Raw genomic sequence first — 17,584 nt, 5'->3', positions numbered from 1 at the left:
CCCTTACACCTGCGTGCAGAATAGGACAACCGTCACGACCAAAAGAGAGACGCCCGGCTTTTGGCCGGGCGTCCAGTATTGTCCTCGCCGAGCCTTAGGCGGCGATGCCGCGCAGCACGTAGTGCAGGATGCCGGCGTTCTTGAAGTAGTCGAGCTCGTCCAGCGTATCGATGCGGCAGAGGATCGGAACCTTCTTCACCTTGCCGTCGGCATAGGTGATCTCGGCTTCGAGCGTCTGGCGCGGCTTGACGGTGGCGAGACCCTTGATCGTCACGCTCTCGTCGCCCTTGAGGCCGAGCGAGGCCCAGCTGGTGCCTTCCTGCAGGGTGAACGGCACCACGCCCATGCCGACCAGGTTCGAGCGGTGGATGCGCTCGAAGCTCTGGGCGATCACGGCCTTGACGCCGAGCAGGTTGGTGCCCTTGGCGGCCCAGTCACGCGAGGAGCCGTTGCCGTATTCGACACCGGCGAAGATCACCAGCGGCACCTTCTCGGCCTGGTAGCGCATCGCCGCATCGTAGATCGGCAGCTCTTCCTTGGTCGGATAGTGGATGGTGTAGCCGCCTTCGCGGCCGTTCGGACCCATCATGTGGTTGCGGATGCGGATATTGGCGAAGGTGCCGCGCATCATCACCTCGTGATTGCCGCGACGCGTGCCGTACTGGTTGAAGTCGGCGACGGCGACGCCATGCTCGGTGAGGTAGGCGCCGGCCGGCGAAGCGGCCTTGATCGAGCCGGCCGGGGAGATGTGGTCGGTGGTGATCTTGTCGCCGAACAGGCCGAGGACGCGGGCGCCGACGATGTCGGTGACCGCAGCCGGCTGCTTGCCCATGCCGCGGAAATAGGGCGGGTTCTGCACATAGGTCGAGTTGTCGTCCCAGGCATAGGTCTGGCCGGTGGGCGCCTTGACCTTCTGCCAGTTGGCGTCGCCCTTGAAGACATCCGCATACTTCGCCTTGAAGATCGCCTTGGTGACGTTCTTGGCGATGAAGGCCTGAATCTCCTTGTTGGAGGGCCAGATGTCCTTGAGGTAGACCGGCTTGCCGTCCTTGCCCATGCCGAGCGGCTCGGTGGTCAGGTCGATCTGCACGGAACCGGCCAGCGCATAAGCGACGACCAGCGGCGGCGAGGCCAGGTAGTTCGCCTGTACGTCCGGCGAGACGCGACCCTCGAAGTTACGGTTACCCGAGATCACGGCGCCTGCGATCAGGCCCTGATCGTTGATCGCCTTCGAGATCGGCGCCGGCAGCGGGCCGGAATTGCCGATGCAGGTGGTGCAGCCGAAGCCGACCAGGTTGAAGCCGAGCTTGTCGAGGTCCTTTTGCAGGCCGGCCTTGGCGAGGTATTCGGCCACGACCTGCGAGCCGGGGGCGAGCGAGGTCTTGACCCAGGGCTTGACCTTGAGGCCCTTCGCCACGGCGTTGCGGGCGAGCAGGCCGGCGGCCATCAGCACCGAGGGATTGGAGGTGTTGGTGCAGGAGGTGATGGCGGCGATGACGACGTCGCCATGGCCGAGATCGAACTTCTCACCCTCGACCTTGACGCGGCGCGACAGCTCGCCGCCCTTCTTGTAGTCGGCGTCCATCGCGGCGGCGAAGCCGCTCTTGATCGCGCCGAGATCGGCGCGGCCTTCCGGACGCTTCGGGCCAGCCATCGAGGCCTGGACGGTGGTCAGGTCGAGCTCGAGCGTGTCGGTGAAGACCGGATCCGGCGTCGAGCGGGTGGCAAACAGCCCCTGAGCCTTCGCATACTTCTCGACGAGGGCGACGCGGGCGGCCTTGCGGCTGGTGGTCTCCAGATAGTTCAGCGTCTCGGCATCGACCGGGAAGAAGCCGCAGGTCGCGCCGTATTCCGGACCCATATTGGCGATCGTGGCGCGGTCGGCCAGCGTCAGATTGTAGAGGCCGGGGCCGAAGAACTCGACGAACTTGCCGACGACGCCCTTCTTGCGCAGCATCTGGGTGACCGTCAGCACGAGGTCGGTCGCGGTGATGCCTTCCTTGAGCTTGCCGGTGAGCTTGAAGCCGATCACCTCGGGCAGCAGCATCGACTGCGGCTGGCCGAGCATGGCGGCCTCGGCCTCGATGCCGCCGACGCCCCAGCCGAGCACGGCGAGGCCGTTGACCATGGTGGTGTGCGAATCGGTGCCGACCACGGTGTCGGGATAGGCGACCTCGACGGTTTCGGTCTTCTTGCCCTTCTTCACCTTCTCCTTCGCCGTCCAGACGGTCTGGGCGAGGTATTCGAGGTTGACCTGGTGGCAGATGCCGGTGCCGGGCGGCACGACGCGGAAGTTGTCGAAGGCGCCCTGGCCCCATTTGAGGAAGCGATAGCGCTCGCCATTGCGCTGGTATTCGAGGTCGACGTTCTGCTTGAAGGCCTTGGGCGAGCCGAACTCGTCGACGATGACCGAGTGGTCGATGACGAGATCGACCGGCACCAGCGGGTTGATCTTCTTAGGATCGCCGCCGAGGGCGACGACGCCGTCACGCATCGCGGCGAGGTCGACCACCGCCGGAACGCCGGTGAAGTCCTGCATCAGCACGCGCGCCGGGCGGAAGCCGATTTCCTTGCCGGCCTTGCCCTTGTCGCTGAGCCAACCGACGAAGGATTCGATATCGGCCTTGGTGACCGAGCGGCCGTCCTCGAAGCGCAGCAGGTTCTCGAGCAGCACCTTCATCGAGAAGGGCAGCTTGGAAATGCCGGCGAGGCCGTTCTTCTCGGCAGCCTTGAGGGAGTAATAGACGTATTTCTTCGTGCCGACGGTCAGCGTCTTGCGGCACTTGAATGAATCGAGCGAGGCCATTTTGGCTTACATCCTGATCAAGGGGTTGCGGTCACGAGCCGAATCCCTCCTTGCGGATGAATCCGGTCGAAGGCCTGTTGCGCATGACGCGCACGCCGCCCCGGGAGTGCCCGAGCCCCGCGCCGGATCGGCGTGCGGCGTAGCCACGGGTTCTATAGATCAATTCCAAGAAGCCCGCTACAGGCTCGATATGCGTCGGATGAAGAGCTAATGACGCTTCAGAAGACAGGCTCGGCGTGACGCAATCTCGATTCCAGTCCTTTGCCTTGAGCGCTGAAGGCCTCGCCTGCCGCCGTGGCGGCCGTGCGATCTTCGAGGGCGTCGGCTTTCGGCTGGAAAATGGCGAGGCGATCGCGCTCACCGGCCGCAACGGCGCCGGCAAGTCGAGCCTGATCGCCATGCTGTGCGGCCGGCTGCGGCCCGAGGCGGGGGCGATCCGACTCACCGGGTTGGATGATATCTCGCTGGCAGAGACGGCTCACCTCGTCGGCCACCGCGACGGGCTCAAGACCGCCCTGACGGCCGCCGAAAACCTGCGTTTCGCGCAGGAGCTGCTCGGTTCTGCCGGCCTCGCCCCGGCCGAGGCGCTCGCGACGGTCGGCCTGCCGCATGCCGGGCCACTGCCGGTCGGCTACCTCTCCGCCGGGCAGCGGCGACGCGTCGCGCTGGCGCGCCTGCTGGTGGCGGCGCGGCCGATCTGGCTGCTGGACGAGCCGATGGCGGCGCTCGACACCGGCTCGCAGGCGATGCTGTCGCAGTTGATGCAAGGGCATCTTGCAGCGGGTGGCGCGATTCTGGCAGCGACGCATGGGCCGCTCGGACTCGACGGCGCGCGCGAACTCAGGATCGGGCCGTGACCAGCGCCTTCCTCGCCATCCTCAGGCGCGACCTTGCGCTGGCGGTGCGGGCCGGCGGCGGCGGCGAACTCGCGCTCGTCTTCTTCCTGACGGTCGTCGTGCTGATTCCGTTCGCGCTCGGGCCCGACCTCAACCTCCTGTCGCGAATCGGCCCGGCCATCCTCTGGCTGGGGGCGCTGCTGGCGACGCTGATCGGGCTCGACCGGCTGTTCCAGGCCGATGAGGAGGATGGCTCGCTCGACCTGATCCGCGGCGCGCCGCTGCCACTGGAGCTTGCCGTCTTCGCCAAGGCGCTGGCGCATTGGCTGACGACCGGCCTGCCGCTCACTCTGGCGGCGCCGCTGCTCGGGCTGCTCGTCGCGCTGCCGACGGAAGGCGTCCTGCCGCTGACCGCGAGTCTTGCCTTGGGCACGCCGGCGCTGAGTCTCATCGGCGCTACCGCTGCGGCGCTGACCGCGAGCCTGCGCCGTGGCGGCCTGATACTGCCGATCCTGGTCGCGCCGCTCTGCGTGCCCGTGCTGATTTTCGGCGTCTCGGCCTCGGACGCTGCGCGGGGCCCGATGCCATTGCAGAGCCCGCTGCTGATCCTGGCTGCATTGTCGCTGATGGCTGCCGCCGTCGGCTGTGTCGCGGCGGCGGCGGCTTTGCGCCAGCCGGACTGATGCTTTCAGACTTCGGACAGCATCTCGCCGCTGTCGAGTTCCAGCGCGCAGCCGGATTGAGTTGCCAGCCGGGCGACGACGGCGGCTATATCTTCGAGCGCGACGTTGTCGTCGACGAAACGGAGCTGGACTTCTTCGGCCACGCCGAAGACGTCGACGACACGGGATTCACCGGCCCTGGAACGCACGGTGGTTTCGATGTCGCGCCACATGGGATCGGATAGCTTGATGAGCATGACAATCCCTCCTGCTCTGCAGGATAGGTGAAAGCTGCAGTGTTAGCAAGAAAAATCTAATAATTTCAATTAGTTAGTAATCATCGCCGCTGGTGGCTGAATGGCATGACGCTAAGGCATCACCGGTGTCGCCGTCGCTTGCGAACGAGTGATTTGTGCACATATAGTCACTTACTCATTTTCAGCGCGATGGGGGCGCGCCAATGACGGACCTGGAACGCGGCGAACGGCTGCAGATCATGCTGAGCATGGACGAGTTGCGCGCCGTCGAGAATTGGCGCTTCGAGAAGCGCATGCCGAGCCGAGCCGCTGCCGTTCGCGAACTGCTCAGGCGCGGACTCGCGGCCGAAGGTTTCATAACCGCCGGCGAGGGCGTGACCTCCGGTCGCTTCGGCGTCGTCGACAAGGGTGGCGCGACCGCCTCCGAGAGCGACAAGGACAAGTAGGGCCTCATCGTCGCAGGTATCGCTCCTCGATTGTGAGCCGGGCCGGCGATTGCTACATGCTTTCTGGTCGAAAGAAGAGCAGAGCCGGCCACCTCCTTCATGGCGAGCCTTACCGAACTGGCCAACCCGGCGCGCTTCATGCGCCTGTCGAGCGTGTTGCTGCCCTGGCTTGCGGGCGCGGCGGCGCTGTTGCTCGCTCTTGGCTTCTATCTCGTCTGGTTCGTCGCCCCGTCGGACTATCAGCAGGGCGAGACCATCAAGATCATGTACATCCACGTGCCGGCCGCCTGGCTGGCGCTGATGTTCTATTCGATGATGACGCTGTCGGCGCTGGGCGTGCTGGTCTGGCGCCATCCGCTCGCCGACGTTGCCCAACAGGCGGCGGCGCCGATCGGCGCCTGCTTCGCATTGATCTGCCTGCTCACCGGTTCGTTCTGGGGCAAGCCGATGTGGGGTACCTACTGGGTCTGGGATGCGCGCCTGACTTCGATGCTGGTGCTGTTCCTGCTCTATCTCGGCCTGATCGCCCTGCGCCGCGCCATCGACGAGCCTTCGCGGGCGGGGCGCGCCGTCGCGATCCTGACGCTGGTCGGCTGCGTCAACATCCCGATCATCAAGTTCTCGGTCGACTGGTGGAGCACGCTGCACCAGCCGGCCTCGGTGCTGCGCCTCAGCGGCCCGACTATCCATTCCTCGATGCTCTGGCCGCTGCTGATCACCGCGATCGGCTTCACGCTGCTGGCGCTGGCGCTGCACTGCGCCGCCATGCAGGCCGAGATCCTGCGGCGGCGGGTGCGGACGCTGACGATCTTCGAGGCCGAGCGGCTCGACCGGCTCTCACTGCAGGCGGCGCAATGACGGACCTGCTCGGACCCCATGCCGGCTTCATCCTTGCCGCCTATCTGGCAGCGGCGGTGATCCTTGGCGGTCTTGCGGCCGCGATCCTGCTCGACCGGCGCGCTCAGAAGCGGGCGTTGGCGGCGCTGGAAGAGCGCGGCGCGGGTCGTCGTGGCGGGGCATCGTCATGAGCGAGGTCGCCGCCACGCCGCCGCGGCGCTCGCCCTGGCTCTATGCCATCCCGCTGCTGGTCTTCGCGGCCTTGGCGGCGGTGTTCGCCAAGGGGCTGTTCTCGGGCGATGCCAGCAAGGTGCCCTCGGCCCTGATCGGCAAGCCGGCCCCGGCGATCGCGCTGACCCCGCTCGAAGGACTGCAGCGCGACGGCCAGTCCGTGCCGGCCTTCGGCATGGCGGATCTGGCGAAAGGCCAGGCGACGATCGTCAATGTTTTCGCGAGCTGGTGCGCGCCCTGCCGGGTCGAGCATCCCTTCCTCGTCGCAATGGCGGATTCGCCGGCGGTGAAGCAGGGCAAGGTCCAGCTCGTCGGCTTCAACTACAAGGACGAGGCCGAGAATGCCCGCCGCTTCCTCGGCGCGCTCGGCAATCCCTATTCGGCTGTCGGGGCCGATCGTGGCGGGCGTGCTGCGATCGAATGGGGCGTCTATGGCGTGCCCGAGACTTTCCTGATCGGGCCGGACGGGCGCATTCTCGACAAGCATGTCGGCCCGCTCGACGGGCAGGCGGCGTCACGGATGCTGGCGAAGGCGGCGGCGCTGGTGAAGTGACGGGTTAACGCGCCATGGTCGGGCTTGACCCGACCATCTCAGGACGAGAGGGCGCCTTTTCCGGCATGAGATTCTCGGGTCTGCGCTGCGCTCCGCTCGAGAATGACGAGCCTTCTCAGGCCGCCTTCCTGCCGCCGACCAGGCTCGCGAACATGCCGCGTCCATCGGTGCCGCCGACGAGGCCGTCGATCAGGTTCTCCGGATGCGGCATCAAGCCGAGCACGTTGCGATTGGCCGAGTAGATGCCGGCGATACCGTTGAGCGAGCCGTTCGGATTGGCGGCCGTCGTGACGTTGCCTTCAGCATCGGAGTAACGGAAGGCGACGAGCCCCTCGCCTTCGAGCCGGGCGAGCGTCTCGGGGTCGCAGATATAGTTGCCTTCGCCATGGGCGATGCAGACATCGATCACCTGGCCCTTGGCATAGGCCGAGGTGAAGGCGGTGTCGTTGCGCTCGACCTTGAGATGCTGGCGCTTGCAGACGAATTTCAGACCGGCGTTGCGGGCGAGCACGCCCGGCAGCAGGCCGGCCTCGCAGGCGATCTGGAAGCCGTTGCAGATGCCGAGCACGAAGCCGCCGCGCGCTGCATGGGCTCGGGTCGCGTCCATGATGTGGGCGCGCCCGGCAATGGCGCCGCAGCGCAGATAATCGCCATAGGAGAAACCGCCGGGCAGGACGACGAGGTCGGTCCCATCAGGCAGTTCATGGTCGGCATGCCAGACATGGTCGACCGTGGCGCCCGCCTGGCGCAGGGCCTTGGCGACGTCGCCGTCGCGGTTCGAGCCGGGGAAGGTGATGACGGCGGCGCGCATCGGTCAGGCTCCGATCTCGACCCGGTAGTTCTCGATCACCGTGTTGGCGAGGAGCTTCTCGCAGGCGGCCTTGAGGGCGGCCTCGGCTGCGGCCTTGTCGGCGCCGTCGAGCTCGATGTCGAAGACCTTGCCCTGGCGGACCGAGCCGACGCCGTCGATGCCGAGCGATTTCAGCGCGCCCTCGATCGCCTTGCCCTGCGGGTCGAGCACGCCGGTCTTGAGGGTGACGGTGACGCGGGCTTTCATCGTGATCTCCGGGCGGGATTGTTGGGGTGCCTTAGCGGTGAATCGGCGCAGGCTCAACCATTCTTCGCCGAGTCGGCAGTGACGGTGCTGCCTTGCAGGCCCTGCAGATAGTCGAGCACGGGCTTCGCCCGCTCGCCGCCCATCTTCGCATGGGTGAGCAGCGGGATGCCATGCGGGCCGGCGGCGGTCAGAGCGTCGGGTGCAGCGGCGAGATGGGCGCGGACGAGGTCGAGATGGCCGAGCATCGACGCGGCGAAAACGTCCATTCGAGCGCCGCGCGCCAGCAGGAACTCGGCGATCTCGCGTCGCCCGGTATGGGCGGCTGCGCCGAGCCCGCTCTCCCAATCGCCGCCACCCCAGTCCCAGACCGCGTTCACCAGGGTCGGATGTTCGGTGACGAGCGCCGTGACCTTGTCGAGATTGCCATGTGCGGCCCGCACGAAATCCTGGACCAGTTGCGGGTCGAGCTGCGGCTTGTCCCCCATCGAGGCCTCCTGTTTTCAGAGCTGTTCAGCGGTTCCCTGAATCGCTGAACAGCTTCAAGCTATTGTTTTGTCGTATTTTCTTTCCGCGAGCCGGTATCCACGTCGCTCGAAGATGCTCCGGATCGATCGATGATGTCAGCGGCTCGCCCAGGTGGCGCGGGCGAAATCCTGGGCGGCCTGCGAATCATCGGTCACGGCGATCGCCATGGATAGCGTGGCGTCCTTGCGCGCATAGAGGATCGCGGTCGCGGCCAGGCGGCTGCCATCCTTGGCGCGGATCTCGACGAGGATGCCGTCGGTGCCGTCCTGCTTGAAACGCGAGACAGTGGTCGTGCTCTTTGGCTTCTCGGCCTGCTTCGCCTTGGGGCGCTTGGAGAACTCGCGTGCCAGCCGCGCCGGGTTGAGGGCCAGCGTGCGCGCCATGTCGGCGGCCTCGCGGCCTTCGAAGCTCAGCAGTGCGGCAACGCCCGGCCGCTGGCAGTCCTGCGGCGTGCAGAAGACCATCGCTTTCGGATTGATGCCGTCGTTGACGACCCAGTTCTGGATCGGCAGCGGTTCCCAGCCGCGCCCGGCCGCGAGCTGGACCAGGCCCGGTCCGAAATGATCGGCGCAGCCGGCGATCAGGATAATGCCGAGCGCGAGCGCGCCGAAACGCAAACGGGAGCGCAAGCGCCCCCGCCCGGTCGCCAGGGACTCGGTAGCCGACATGCTCACTGCACGCGGCGCGGCAATTACTGCACCAGCCGGGGGCCTGCCGGGCCCGGCTTCTCGTTCTCGCCGAGGATGCCGAGGCGGCGTGCCACTTCGGTATAAGCCTCGATCAGCCCGCCCAGATCGCGGCGGAAGCGGTCCTTGTCCATCTTGTCCTTCGACCGGATGTCCCAGAGCCGGCAGGAATCGGGGCTGATCTCGTCGGCGACGACGATGCGCATCATGTCGCCTTCCCACAGCCGGCCGCACTCGATCTTGAAGTCGACGAGACGGATGCCGGCGCCGAGGAAGAGGCCGGATAGGAAATCATTGACGCGGATGGCGAGCGCCATGATGTCGTCGATCTCCTGCGGCGTTGCCCAGCCGAAGGCCGTGATGTGCTCTTCCGAGACCATCGGATCGCCCAGCGCGTCGTTCTTGTAGTAGAACTCGATGATCGAGCGCGGCAGCTGGGTGCCTTCCTCGATGCCGAGCTTGGTCGAAAGCGAGCCGGCCGCGACATTGCGGACCACGACCTCGAGCGGAATGATCTCGACCTCGCGAATCAGCTGCTCACGCATGTTCAGCCGGCGGATGAAATGCGTGGGAACGCCGATATCGTTGAGATTGCTGAAGATGTGCTCGGAGATGCGGTTGTTGAGCACGCCCTTGCCGTCGATCACTTCGTGCTTCTTGGCATTGAAGGCGGTTGCGTCGTCCTTGAAATGCTGGATCAGCGTTCCGGGCTCCGGTCCCTCATAGAGGACCTTCGCCTTGCCTTCGTAAATGCGACGGCGGCGATTCATCGGGATATACCGTGGCTTGAGGAAATCCAAAGGGTCGGCCTCTCTCTGGTCGCGGTTGCCCGCGGCGGGATCATGGCCCTTTTCAGCACGCTCTCGCGCAATCTCGTTGCTCTGTCGAGTTCGATCCTGGCGCGCCGGTCCGGCTGGTTCATGCGGGCCTTGCTCCCTGGGAACCGGCCACACGTCGCGCTATATGGGCCTTTCGTGGCGCAAACGCAACAAAGCCCCTGAGGCGAGGTCACGACGTCGGATTTGACCGTGCCGGATCAAGTTCGACGGCTGGACCCCGGAGCCCGTTCCGATCGGCTTGCATCGCACGCTGAGCGGCAGAACGGCCTCCAAGCTCAAAGCGAGAGACGGATTCACCGGTCAGATTGCTTCAATCTGACCTGATCCGGCTCTAGCCCGCACCGCCATCACATTGCTATATGGCGAAGCTGATATCGCGCCGCAGCAAGATTGCCGCTCCGAAGAGGATAAGAACCACATGACCACCTTCGACCAGCGCAAGGACGCCTACGAGAACAAGTTCGCGCATGACGAGGAGCTGCGCTTCAAGGCGACGGCCCGGCGCAACAAGCTGCTCGGCCTGTGGGCTGCCGACAAGCTCGGCAAGGGCGGCGCCGATGCCGAGGCCTATGCCAAGTCGGTGGTGCTCGCCGATTTCGAGGAAGCCGGCGACGACGATGTGCTGCGCAAGGTCAAGGCCGATTTCGCTGCGGGCGGCGTCACCGTCGCGGACGACGAGATCCGCCGGACGATGACCGAGCTCCTGATCAAGGCCGCCGACGAGATCCAGGCCGGCCGCTGAACGAGCCTCGGGCGCAAGGCGGCTCTTGCCGCATTGCGCCCTTGAGCATGGTGCATGCCGCATCGTTTGCCTTTCACCGTCGGTTCGGTCCAGGGTCGCCGGACCCGCCAGAGGTGAAGAGCGGGCAACCGGATGAATGCGCTCATGACCGCCGCCAAGCCGACCGTGCTGTCCTCGCTCGCCGATCGTCTCGCCAAGGGCGAGACGCTGCTGTCCGCCTGGTGCGGGCTGCCCGATCCGAGCATCGCCGCGATCCTGGCGCAGGAAGGCTTCGACGCGGTCACCCTCGACATGCAGCACGGCCCGATCACGCTCGCCGAGGTGATCCGGGCGATCCCGCTGATCAACGCCGCCGGCAAGCCGGCGCTGGCGCGCATTCCGGTTGGTGAGTTCCAGAACGTCTCGAAGCTGTTCGATTCCGGCGCCTCCGGCGTGATCGCCCCGATGATCAACACGATCGAGGATGCGCGCCGGCTCGCGGCCTATGCCAAGTACCCGCCGCTCGGCGAGCGCAGCTGGGGCAGCTATGGCGGCCTTGGCGCCTCCGGCCTCGACCAGAACAGCTATCTCAAGCAGGCCAACAGCTTCTCCCTGACCTTCGCGATGATCGAGACCCGTGAGGCGCTGGCGATCGTCGATGACATCCTCGCGCTCGGGGGGATCGACGCGCTCTTCGTCGGCCCGTCCGATCTCTCGATCGCGCTGTCGGGTGGCGCCTCGGTCAATGCGGGGGCCAAGGAGGTCGATGACGCGCTGCGCCACATCGTGGCGCGGGCGAATGCCGTGAAAAAGCCGGTCGCCTTCTATGCCGCGAGCGCTGAACGGGCCGCGGAAGGTGTCGCACTCGGGGCGCGCCTGGTCACGGTGATGAGCGACACCGGCTTCCTGCGCAATGCGGCGCAGACGGCGCTGAAGATCGCGCGCGGTTAGAGCGGGATCCGATCAGGTTGGATCAATCTGATCGGAACGGGCTCCAGATGCGATTCGGCCGGCCGCCGGCTTGAACGACCTGATCTCTTCCCTCAGGATGCCGCTACGGCATCGACTGCGGATCGCGCCCGCGACGAGCGCATCCGCGAGGGGAGGCGTTCCATGGCCGAGACGACGCTGCCTGAGCCCAAGGAAGACTATCAGAAGAAGCTGAAGGCGTTCATCGCCGACATCCCGCCCGTCGATGAGATCGTATCGGGCACGCCAGCGCTGCGAAGTCCCTTCAAGCAGGCGGATATCGATGCGCTGAAGGGCATCAAGACCGACCCTCTGTTCCGCAAATACACCGGCTGGGAACACAAGTCGCTGCTGCAGAAGTGGCTGGTCGACAAGACCACCACCTGCAACGAGTTCTGCCAGAAATGCGCGATCGCCATGGGTTACACCGCGAAGGACGGCGTCGGACGCTTCGATATCGCCGATTGGCTGAACCGCATGGGTCTCGGCCATGTCTGGATCCCGGCGAACAGCAATTCGATGCCGGAGTATGGTGACATCTTCCGGCTCTTCGGCCCCAATCCCGACAATAACGGCGTCCCGCTGAACCATATGGCGGTGTCGCTGCATGTGGTCGGCGACGACTGGTACACGGTCGAATCCGGGCAGGGCGGGCCGAGCCGCGGCTTCGACGCGATCAAGCGCAGGAAACGGAGCTGGAAGCCCGATGCGCTGCGCGGCTGGGTGAGCATGAAGGCCCTGCTCAATGCCGGCCAGCCTCTCCCTTACTGGCTCGGCGGCTGGTGGCAGGTCGAGGAAGGACCTTATGAGAGCTACCACTACTACTTCGCCTCGGGCGGGAAGGTGACCTGCCTGACCTCGGCGCCGGCCTCGATCACGGCGCCGCCGGCGAATTCGGGCCCGCTGGTCGGCAACTTCGCGATGAAGGGCATGTTCGGCGTCCAGCTTTCCTGGACCAGCGCCGATGTCGACGAAACCCTGACCGTCGTGGTGCAGGAGCAGAAGAAGCGGCGCTATGTGATGGAGGGGCGGACTGCCCGCGGCGTCAAGCTCACCGCAACGCGGCTGCTGCCGGCCGACGCCTTCGGCTGAGGAGGCTCAGGCGTTGATGCCCTCGCGCGACTTCAGCACGGCATAATAGGCCCAGAGCAGGCGCGCGGCGACGCCGCGCCAGGGCCGCCAGGCTTCCGCCAGTTCGGCCAACTCGGCGGGCTTGGGCCGCGCCGCCAGCCCGAAAGCGACCTTCGCGGCCTCCTGCACGGCGAGGTCGCCGGCGGCGAAGCCGTCGCGATGGCCGAGGCAGAACAGCAGATAGACATCCGCCGTCCACGGGCCGATGCCGGAGACGGCGGTCATGTGCGTGTGGACGAAGTCCGGGGTCGCCCTCTCCAGCGCGGCGAGGTCGAGCCGGTTCTCGGCGATCGCAGCGGCGACAGCGCGCAGCGTCTTCTGCTTCGGTCGCGACAGGCCCGACAGCCGCATCTCCTCGTCGCTGGCAGCAAGGACGCGTTCCGGCGTCAGGGGGTTAAGCACGCTCTCGACCCTCGCCCAGACGGCGCGAGCGCTCGCCACCGAGAGCTGCTGCGAGACGATGATCGAGGCCAGGCTCGAAAACCCGCTCTCGCGTCGACGCAGCGGTGGGATGCCGGTCCGGGCGATGATCTGTTCCCAGACGGGATCGAGCGTGGCGAGGGCGGCCATGCCCTCTTCGAGATCGGCGGTGCTGGAGATCGTGGTCATGCTGGCCCGGTCTATCGCCGATCGCACGTCCGGGCCGTGTCAGGAGGCCGGGCTTGGCGAGGGATGCGCAGGACCATAGACAGGAGGCGATGGCTCCGTCTTCTCCGATCTTCCGGTTCGCACCGAGCCCGAACGGGCGGCTGCATCTCGGCCATGCCTATTCGGCGCTGCTCAACCAGCGGCTTGCGGCGCGTTTTGCCGGCGAGCTGCTGCTGCGGATCGAGGATATCGATCTCACGCGCTGCCGGCCCGAATTCGAGCAGGGCATCCGTGATGATCTCGCCTGGCTCGGCGTTTCCTTCGCTCCCGCGGTGCGGCGGCAATCCCAGCATTTCGACGATTATCGCCGGGCGCTGGACAGGCTCGAGGCGATGGGACTGGTCTATCCCTGCTTCTGCTCGCGCCAGCAGGTGAAGGAGGCCGTGGGCCGATGCGAGGCCGAGGGCGGAATACCTTGGCAGCGTGATCCCGATGGCGTGCCGCTTTATCCCGGCACCTGCCGAGGCCTCGATGAAGCCGAGGCACGTCGGCGTCGTGAGGCCGGCGAAGCGCATGTGCTGCGCCTCGCTATGGACCGAGCCCTGGCGCGAGTGGCCGGCGAATCGCTCGCCTACCGGCTCTTCGACGAGGCTGGAGAGGAATGCGAGATCGCGGTCGATCCGGCGCGCTGGGGCGATGTCGTGCTGGCGCGCAAGGACGTGCCGACGAGCTATCATCTCTCTGTTGTCATCGACGACGCGCTGCAGGGCGTCAGCCATGTCGTGCGTGGGGAGGATATCGAAGCCGCCACCGAGATCCATGTCCTGCTGCAATGCCTGCTCGACCTGCCGACGCCGCGCTATCACTTCCACCGGCTGCTCGGCGACGAGACCGGGCAGAAGCTGGCGAAGAGCCGGCTGTCCCGGAGTCTCGCCGATCTCAGGGCGGACGGGGCAACGCCGGAAGCGATCAGGCGGCAGCTCGGTTTCACGTGAATCGCTGCCCGGCCGGATCGGCTTTCGAGCGCGGCGCTCAGCCGACACCCAGAAAGGTCAGCCAGCCGATCGTGGTGAAGAGCGAGAGGCCGGTCGAGAGCGCGATTGCGCTGGAGGCGTCGGCGACGCCCTGCTTGTAGCGTTCGGCGAAGAGATAGGCGTTGATGCCGCAGGGACAGGCGGCGAACAACACGGCGACGCCGGCCCAGGCCACCGGCATGGAAAAGACCTTGGTCGCCAGCAGGAAGACGATCAGCGGGTGCAGGATGAGCTTGAGGAAGCTCAGGATCGCCGGCAAGCCGATGCCCGAGGCCAGGCCGTAGCGCCGCAGCGCGATGCCGAGACTGATCAGCGCACAGGGCACGGCGGCGCCGGCGATCAAGTCGACGATCGACCAGAGCGGTGTCGGAAGCTGGCCGGCAAAGGGACGGGCGGCGCTGCCGAGCAGGATGCCGACGACGATCGGATGGGTGAACAGCCGTTTGAGCAAAAGGAGCGGCGATGTGCCCCTGCCTTCGGCGAGAAGGGTCGCGGCCGTCATCGTCACCGGCAGATGCACGGCGAGCAGCAGGCCGAGCGGAACCGCGCCGGCCTCGCCATAGGCTTTCAGAATCATCGGCACGCCGACGAAGACGGTGTTCGACTGCGCCGCCGCGAAGCCGGAGACGACGAGCTCGGGACCTTTGCGGGCGAACAGGCGCTGCGCCACGAGCTGGGCGATCACCCAGACGATGGCGAGGCCGGTGAAATAGGAGATCCAGTAGCCCCAGGGCTGGTCCGGCGGGATCGCCGCCGTGGCCAGCGTCTTGAACAGCAGGCAGGGGACGGCGAGGACGAAGACGAAGTCGGAGAGGCCCTCGCCGGTCGTTTCCCGCAGCAGCTTCGTCCAGCGTGCGGCATAGCCGATCGCGATCAGGCCGAAGACAGGCAGGACGATGAGGAGAGAGGATAGCATCTGGCCCGCCGGGCAGGGGAATGAGGTTCAGCGCAATTGCGCGGTCTGGCCTCCGGCCTTTTCGATCAGGCCCAGGACTTCGTCGCGCTGGCGCTTGAACTCGACCAGCGCCTTGCCGTCGAGCTCGCGGCCACGCGGCACCTTGATCTTCATCGGGTTGACGAAGTTGCCGTTGACCAGCACCTCATAGTGCAGATGCGGCCCGGTCGAGAGGCCGGTGCTGCCGAGGAAGCCGATCACCTGGCCCTGGCGGACCTTGACGCCCGGCGCGATGCCCTTGGCGAAGGCCGATTGGTGCGAGTAGGCGGTGACGTAGCCGTTGGCGTGCTGGATCTCGATGCGCCGGCCATAGCCGGAATCCCATTCCGCCTTGATGATCGTGCCGTTGCCGGCGGCCAGGATCGGCGTGCCGATCTTGTTGGCCCAGTCGATGCCGGTATGCATCTTCGAATAGCGCATGATCGGGTGGTAACGCATGCCGAAGCCCGAGCGCATCTCGCCGTCGCTGATCGGCTTGCGCAGCAGGAACTTCTTCAGCGAGCGGCCATCGCTGTCGAAATAGTCGATCAGCCCGTCTTCAGGAGCCTGATAGCGGAAGACCTGCCGTGTCTCGCCATTGACGGTGAGGCTCGCCGAGAGGATCTCGGCGCGCTCGCCGTCGTCGTCGTCGGTGAAGATGACTTCGAGATTGTCGCCGCCGCGCACCCGCTGCTGGAAATCGAGATCATAGGAGAAGATGCGGACGAGCTCGTCGATCAGCGGCCGCGGCAGGTCATGGCGCAGCCCGGTCTCGTAGAGGCTCTCATAGAGGCGCGCACCGGTGCCGCCCTCTTCTTCCTCTTCCTCGTCGTCGTCCCGCGCGCTGACCTGCGATTTCTGCTGCGGCCCGGCAATCTCGACCCGCGGCAGCGAGACCGGGACGAACAGGCCCTTGTCGTTGATCGCGACGGCGGCAGAGGGGCGCCCATTGTCGAGCAGTGCGACGCGAACGATCTGGCGGGGGTCGCCGGGGCGCGGGCCGGGCGCGAACAGAGCCTGCAGCACCTGGCCCTCCGGCAGGGCCGCGACCTTCACGCGGCCGTCGAAGGCCTTCATCATCGAGACGATCTGGTCGCGACTGGCGCCGGCATTGCGCACCACCGTTTCGAAATTCTCGCCACGGCGGGTGATCAGAAGCTTTTCCTCGACCTGCGGCTCGCGCGTGGCCGCCATCGGCGTCTTCGGCGCGTTGGTCACGTTCTCCGGGACGACGCGAACCTCGATGCCCGAGAAGGAGGTGTCGGTGGCGGGGGCATAGGATAACAGGTTGCCGGCGCCGGCGGCGGCCTGGTTGCCCTGGGCCAGGGTACGGCTCAGCATCAGCTGAGGCGGGATCGGCAGAGCGGCGCGGCGGTCGGCGGCGGCCAGGTTGGCGCGCTCCTCCTCCATCTGGTTGACGACGTCGGCGTCGGTCAGATTGGCCTTGCCGGGCGTGATCGGCATGTCGGCGAGATCGCGCTTTGTGATCGAGACGTCCGCATCCGGCATCTCGGTCACCGGCTCGGCATAGCGTTCGCCGCTGGGAGCGCCCTCGGCGAAGAGCCGCAGCGGGTTGAAGGGCGGGATGTTGGCGGCATAGACGCCGCTGGTCAGCGACAGGTTAGTCGACAGACGCACGAAGGGGCGCACCCGGATGACTTCGCGATCGCCGATGCGCTGGGACATCGGAGCGCGCACGCTATGCCGTGCAGAGGCGATCGGTTGTTCTGCGACGAGCTTGTCGCCCTTGCGGGCGCCGCCGCCGACCGATGTGGTCTGATGCGGGGTGACCGGCTCGGGGCGCTCGGCGAAGCTGGTGTCGCCACGTACTGCGACCAGGATGGCGCCGCCGAGCAGGGCGGCGCCACAGGAGCCGACGAGCAGGCAGGCGGCGAGCCAGCGCAGCGAGACGCCGCGGCGGTCCATGCCGGCCGGCGTCGTCCCGGCCGGGGTGATCGGCGGTTCGATCCCGAGATCGACGAGCAGCGCCGTCGCTTCCGGCGTCAGCGGCTCATGCGGCGCTCTGAGATCCGGAGGGGCGTTCATCGGGCGTCTGGCGAATCCATTGAAGCGCCCGGGGGCGCCGAGTCGATGCCACGGACGGGCTCGATCCCTGTCTTATATAGAGCAGAGACCATGCCCGCGTCCCGCCTCGGAATCAATCTCGGGGTTCGCCCCGGAGGCCGTCCCGGCGTTGGCCTCGTGGCTGTGAGGAAAAATTGCGGCTGTTTGCGGGCGAGGGCTCCCCGTCGACCCAGCCCGGGCGGTCCGTCCTATGGCAAACAGGGGCAAAACCCGCGAAAATCGCGAGCCGGATAAAAAAACGCGGCCTTGTCGAAAAACTTTCAAGAAGCGTGTTGACACCCGGAGGAGCCTCCCCCTATAAAGCGGCCATCGAGACGGCGCCGCCGCTGGCGGGGCCGCTCTACTGCGCTTCAAGGGAACGTTGGGCTTCGCCGCCGACCAGGTCGG

20 protein-coding genes are annotated in these 17,584 nt (G+C 66.4%); 10 read left to right on the top strand and 10 right to left on the bottom strand.

Features of this window, described 5'->3' with window-relative positions; all coding sequences use genetic code 11:
- Window positions 1-94: 94 nt before the first annotated feature.
- Window positions 95-2,806: an aconitate hydratase AcnA gene (gene acnA / locus VGV58_RS01280; RefSeq protein ID WP_326872153.1), complete on the bottom strand. Its 2,712-nt coding sequence runs from the start codon at window positions 2,804-2,806 to the stop codon at window positions 95-97.
- 236 nt (window positions 2,807-3,042) lie between these two features.
- On the opposite strand from acnA, the gene ccmA reads away from it, so the two are divergent.
- Window positions 3,043-3,663 carry a heme ABC exporter ATP-binding protein CcmA gene (ccmA, locus tag VGV58_RS01275; RefSeq protein WP_326872152.1) on the top strand — a complete coding sequence of 207 codons (621 nt, stop codon included), beginning with the start codon at window positions 3,043-3,045 and terminating at the stop codon, window positions 3,661-3,663.
- A complete protein-coding gene (gene ccmB, locus VGV58_RS01270; RefSeq protein ID WP_326872151.1) occupies window positions 3,660-4,325 on the top strand; it encodes a heme exporter protein CcmB in 666 nt (221 codons plus the stop codon). The genes ccmA and ccmB overlap by 4 nt, the downstream gene beginning before the upstream one ends.
- Before the next feature lie 5 nt (window positions 4,326-4,330).
- On the opposite strand, the gene VGV58_RS01265 is transcribed toward ccmB, so the two are convergent.
- Window positions 4,331-4,561 (bottom strand): hypothetical protein, encoded by a 231-nt coding sequence (locus tag VGV58_RS01265; RefSeq protein WP_326872150.1) that lies wholly within the window; start codon window positions 4,559-4,561, stop codon window positions 4,331-4,333.
- A 203-nt stretch (window positions 4,562-4,764) separates the two neighbouring features.
- Here VGV58_RS01265 and VGV58_RS01260 point away from each other — a divergent pair, with 203 nt between their 5' ends.
- The 4 genes from VGV58_RS01260 (at window position 4,765) to VGV58_RS01245 (ending at window position 6,628) form a co-directional block, all read left to right on the top strand.
- Window positions 4,765-5,007 (top strand): hypothetical protein, encoded by a 243-nt coding sequence (locus VGV58_RS01260; protein WP_326872149.1) that lies wholly within the window; start codon window positions 4,765-4,767, stop codon window positions 5,005-5,007.
- 99 nt (window positions 5,008-5,106) lie between these two features.
- Window positions 5,107-5,865 (top strand): heme ABC transporter permease, encoded by a 759-nt coding sequence (locus VGV58_RS01255; protein ID WP_326872148.1) that lies wholly within the window; start codon window positions 5,107-5,109, stop codon window positions 5,863-5,865.
- The gene (gene ccmD / locus VGV58_RS01250) at window positions 5,862-6,035 is read left to right on the top strand and encodes a heme exporter protein CcmD (protein WP_326872147.1); all 174 of its coding nucleotides are present in this window, start codon (window positions 5,862-5,864) and stop codon (window positions 6,033-6,035) included. Before VGV58_RS01255 ends, ccmD begins: the two co-directional genes overlap by 4 nt.
- Window positions 6,032-6,628, top strand: coding sequence for a DsbE family thiol:disulfide interchange protein (locus tag VGV58_RS01245; RefSeq protein ID WP_326872146.1), 597 nt, complete (start codon window positions 6,032-6,034; stop codon window positions 6,626-6,628). The genes ccmD and VGV58_RS01245 overlap by 4 nt, the downstream gene beginning before the upstream one ends.
- Window positions 6,629-6,743: 115 nt before the next feature.
- On the opposite strand, the gene purQ is transcribed toward VGV58_RS01245, so the two are convergent.
- The 5 genes from purQ to purC form a co-directional block, all read right to left on the bottom strand.
- The gene (purQ, locus tag VGV58_RS01240; RefSeq protein ID WP_326872145.1) at window positions 6,744-7,439 is read right to left on the bottom strand and encodes a phosphoribosylformylglycinamidine synthase subunit PurQ; all 696 of its coding nucleotides are present in this window, start codon (window positions 7,437-7,439) and stop codon (window positions 6,744-6,746) included.
- 3 nt (window positions 7,440-7,442) lie between these two features.
- Entirely contained in the window at window positions 7,443-7,685 is a 243-nt protein-coding gene (gene purS / locus VGV58_RS01235; protein ID WP_091843141.1) for a phosphoribosylformylglycinamidine synthase subunit PurS, read from the bottom strand.
- A 53-nt stretch (window positions 7,686-7,738) separates the two neighbouring features.
- Entirely contained in the window at window positions 7,739-8,170 is a 432-nt protein-coding gene (locus VGV58_RS01230) for an ankyrin repeat domain-containing protein (RefSeq protein WP_326872144.1), read from the bottom strand.
- Window positions 8,171-8,305: 135 nt separating this feature from the next.
- Window positions 8,306-8,839 (bottom strand): hypothetical protein, encoded by a 534-nt coding sequence (locus VGV58_RS01225; RefSeq protein ID WP_326872143.1) that lies wholly within the window; start codon window positions 8,837-8,839, stop codon window positions 8,306-8,308.
- Between the two features lie 62 nt (window positions 8,840-8,901).
- Window positions 8,902-9,696, bottom strand: coding sequence for a phosphoribosylaminoimidazolesuccinocarboxamide synthase (gene purC, locus VGV58_RS01220; protein ID WP_091843148.1), 795 nt, complete (start codon window positions 9,694-9,696; stop codon window positions 8,902-8,904).
- 457 nt (window positions 9,697-10,153) lie between these two features.
- On the opposite strand from purC, the gene VGV58_RS01215 reads away from it, so the two are divergent.
- The 3 genes from VGV58_RS01215 to VGV58_RS01205 all read left to right on the top strand — a co-directional run bounded on the left by VGV58_RS01215 (window position 10,154) and on the right by VGV58_RS01205 (window position 12,517).
- Window positions 10,154-10,477, top strand: a complete 324-nt coding sequence (locus VGV58_RS01215) for a DUF1476 domain-containing protein (RefSeq protein WP_326872142.1) — start codon at window positions 10,154-10,156, stop codon at window positions 10,475-10,477.
- Window positions 10,478-10,621: 144 nt separating this feature from the next.
- Window positions 10,622-11,407, top strand: a complete 786-nt coding sequence (locus VGV58_RS01210; protein ID WP_326872141.1) for an HpcH/HpaI aldolase family protein — start codon at window positions 10,622-10,624, stop codon at window positions 11,405-11,407.
- 162 nt (window positions 11,408-11,569) lie between these two features.
- Entirely contained in the window at window positions 11,570-12,517 is a 948-nt protein-coding gene (locus VGV58_RS01205; protein WP_326872140.1) for a hypothetical protein, read from the top strand.
- A 6-nt stretch (window positions 12,518-12,523) separates the two neighbouring features.
- On the opposite strand, the gene VGV58_RS01200 is transcribed toward VGV58_RS01205, so the two are convergent.
- Window positions 12,524-13,165, bottom strand: a complete 642-nt coding sequence (locus tag VGV58_RS01200; RefSeq protein WP_326872139.1) for a DNA-3-methyladenine glycosylase family protein — start codon at window positions 13,163-13,165, stop codon at window positions 12,524-12,526.
- 89 nt (window positions 13,166-13,254) lie between these two features.
- Between VGV58_RS01200 and gluQRS the strand changes: the two genes are divergently transcribed.
- A complete protein-coding gene (gluQRS, locus tag VGV58_RS01195; protein ID WP_326872138.1) occupies window positions 13,255-14,139 on the top strand; it encodes a tRNA glutamyl-Q(34) synthetase GluQRS in 885 nt (294 codons plus the stop codon).
- Window positions 14,140-14,176: 37 nt separating this feature from the next.
- On the opposite strand, the gene VGV58_RS01190 is transcribed toward gluQRS, so the two are convergent.
- Window positions 14,177-15,094, bottom strand: coding sequence for an AEC family transporter (locus VGV58_RS01190; protein ID WP_326872137.1), 918 nt, complete (start codon window positions 15,092-15,094; stop codon window positions 14,177-14,179).
- Window positions 15,095-15,121: 27 nt separating this feature from the next.
- Window positions 15,122-17,158 (bottom strand): M23 family metallopeptidase, encoded by a 2,037-nt coding sequence (locus tag VGV58_RS01185; RefSeq protein ID WP_326872136.1) that lies wholly within the window; start codon window positions 17,156-17,158, stop codon window positions 15,122-15,124.
- Between the last annotated feature and the right edge of the window lie 426 nt (window positions 17,159-17,584).

This window comes from Allobosea sp. (assembly GCF_035944895.1).
In the GTDB taxonomy this organism is placed as follows: domain Bacteria; phylum Pseudomonadota; class Alphaproteobacteria; order Rhizobiales; family Beijerinckiaceae; genus Allobosea.
This window is presented reverse-complemented; position numbering and strand designations above follow the sequence as displayed.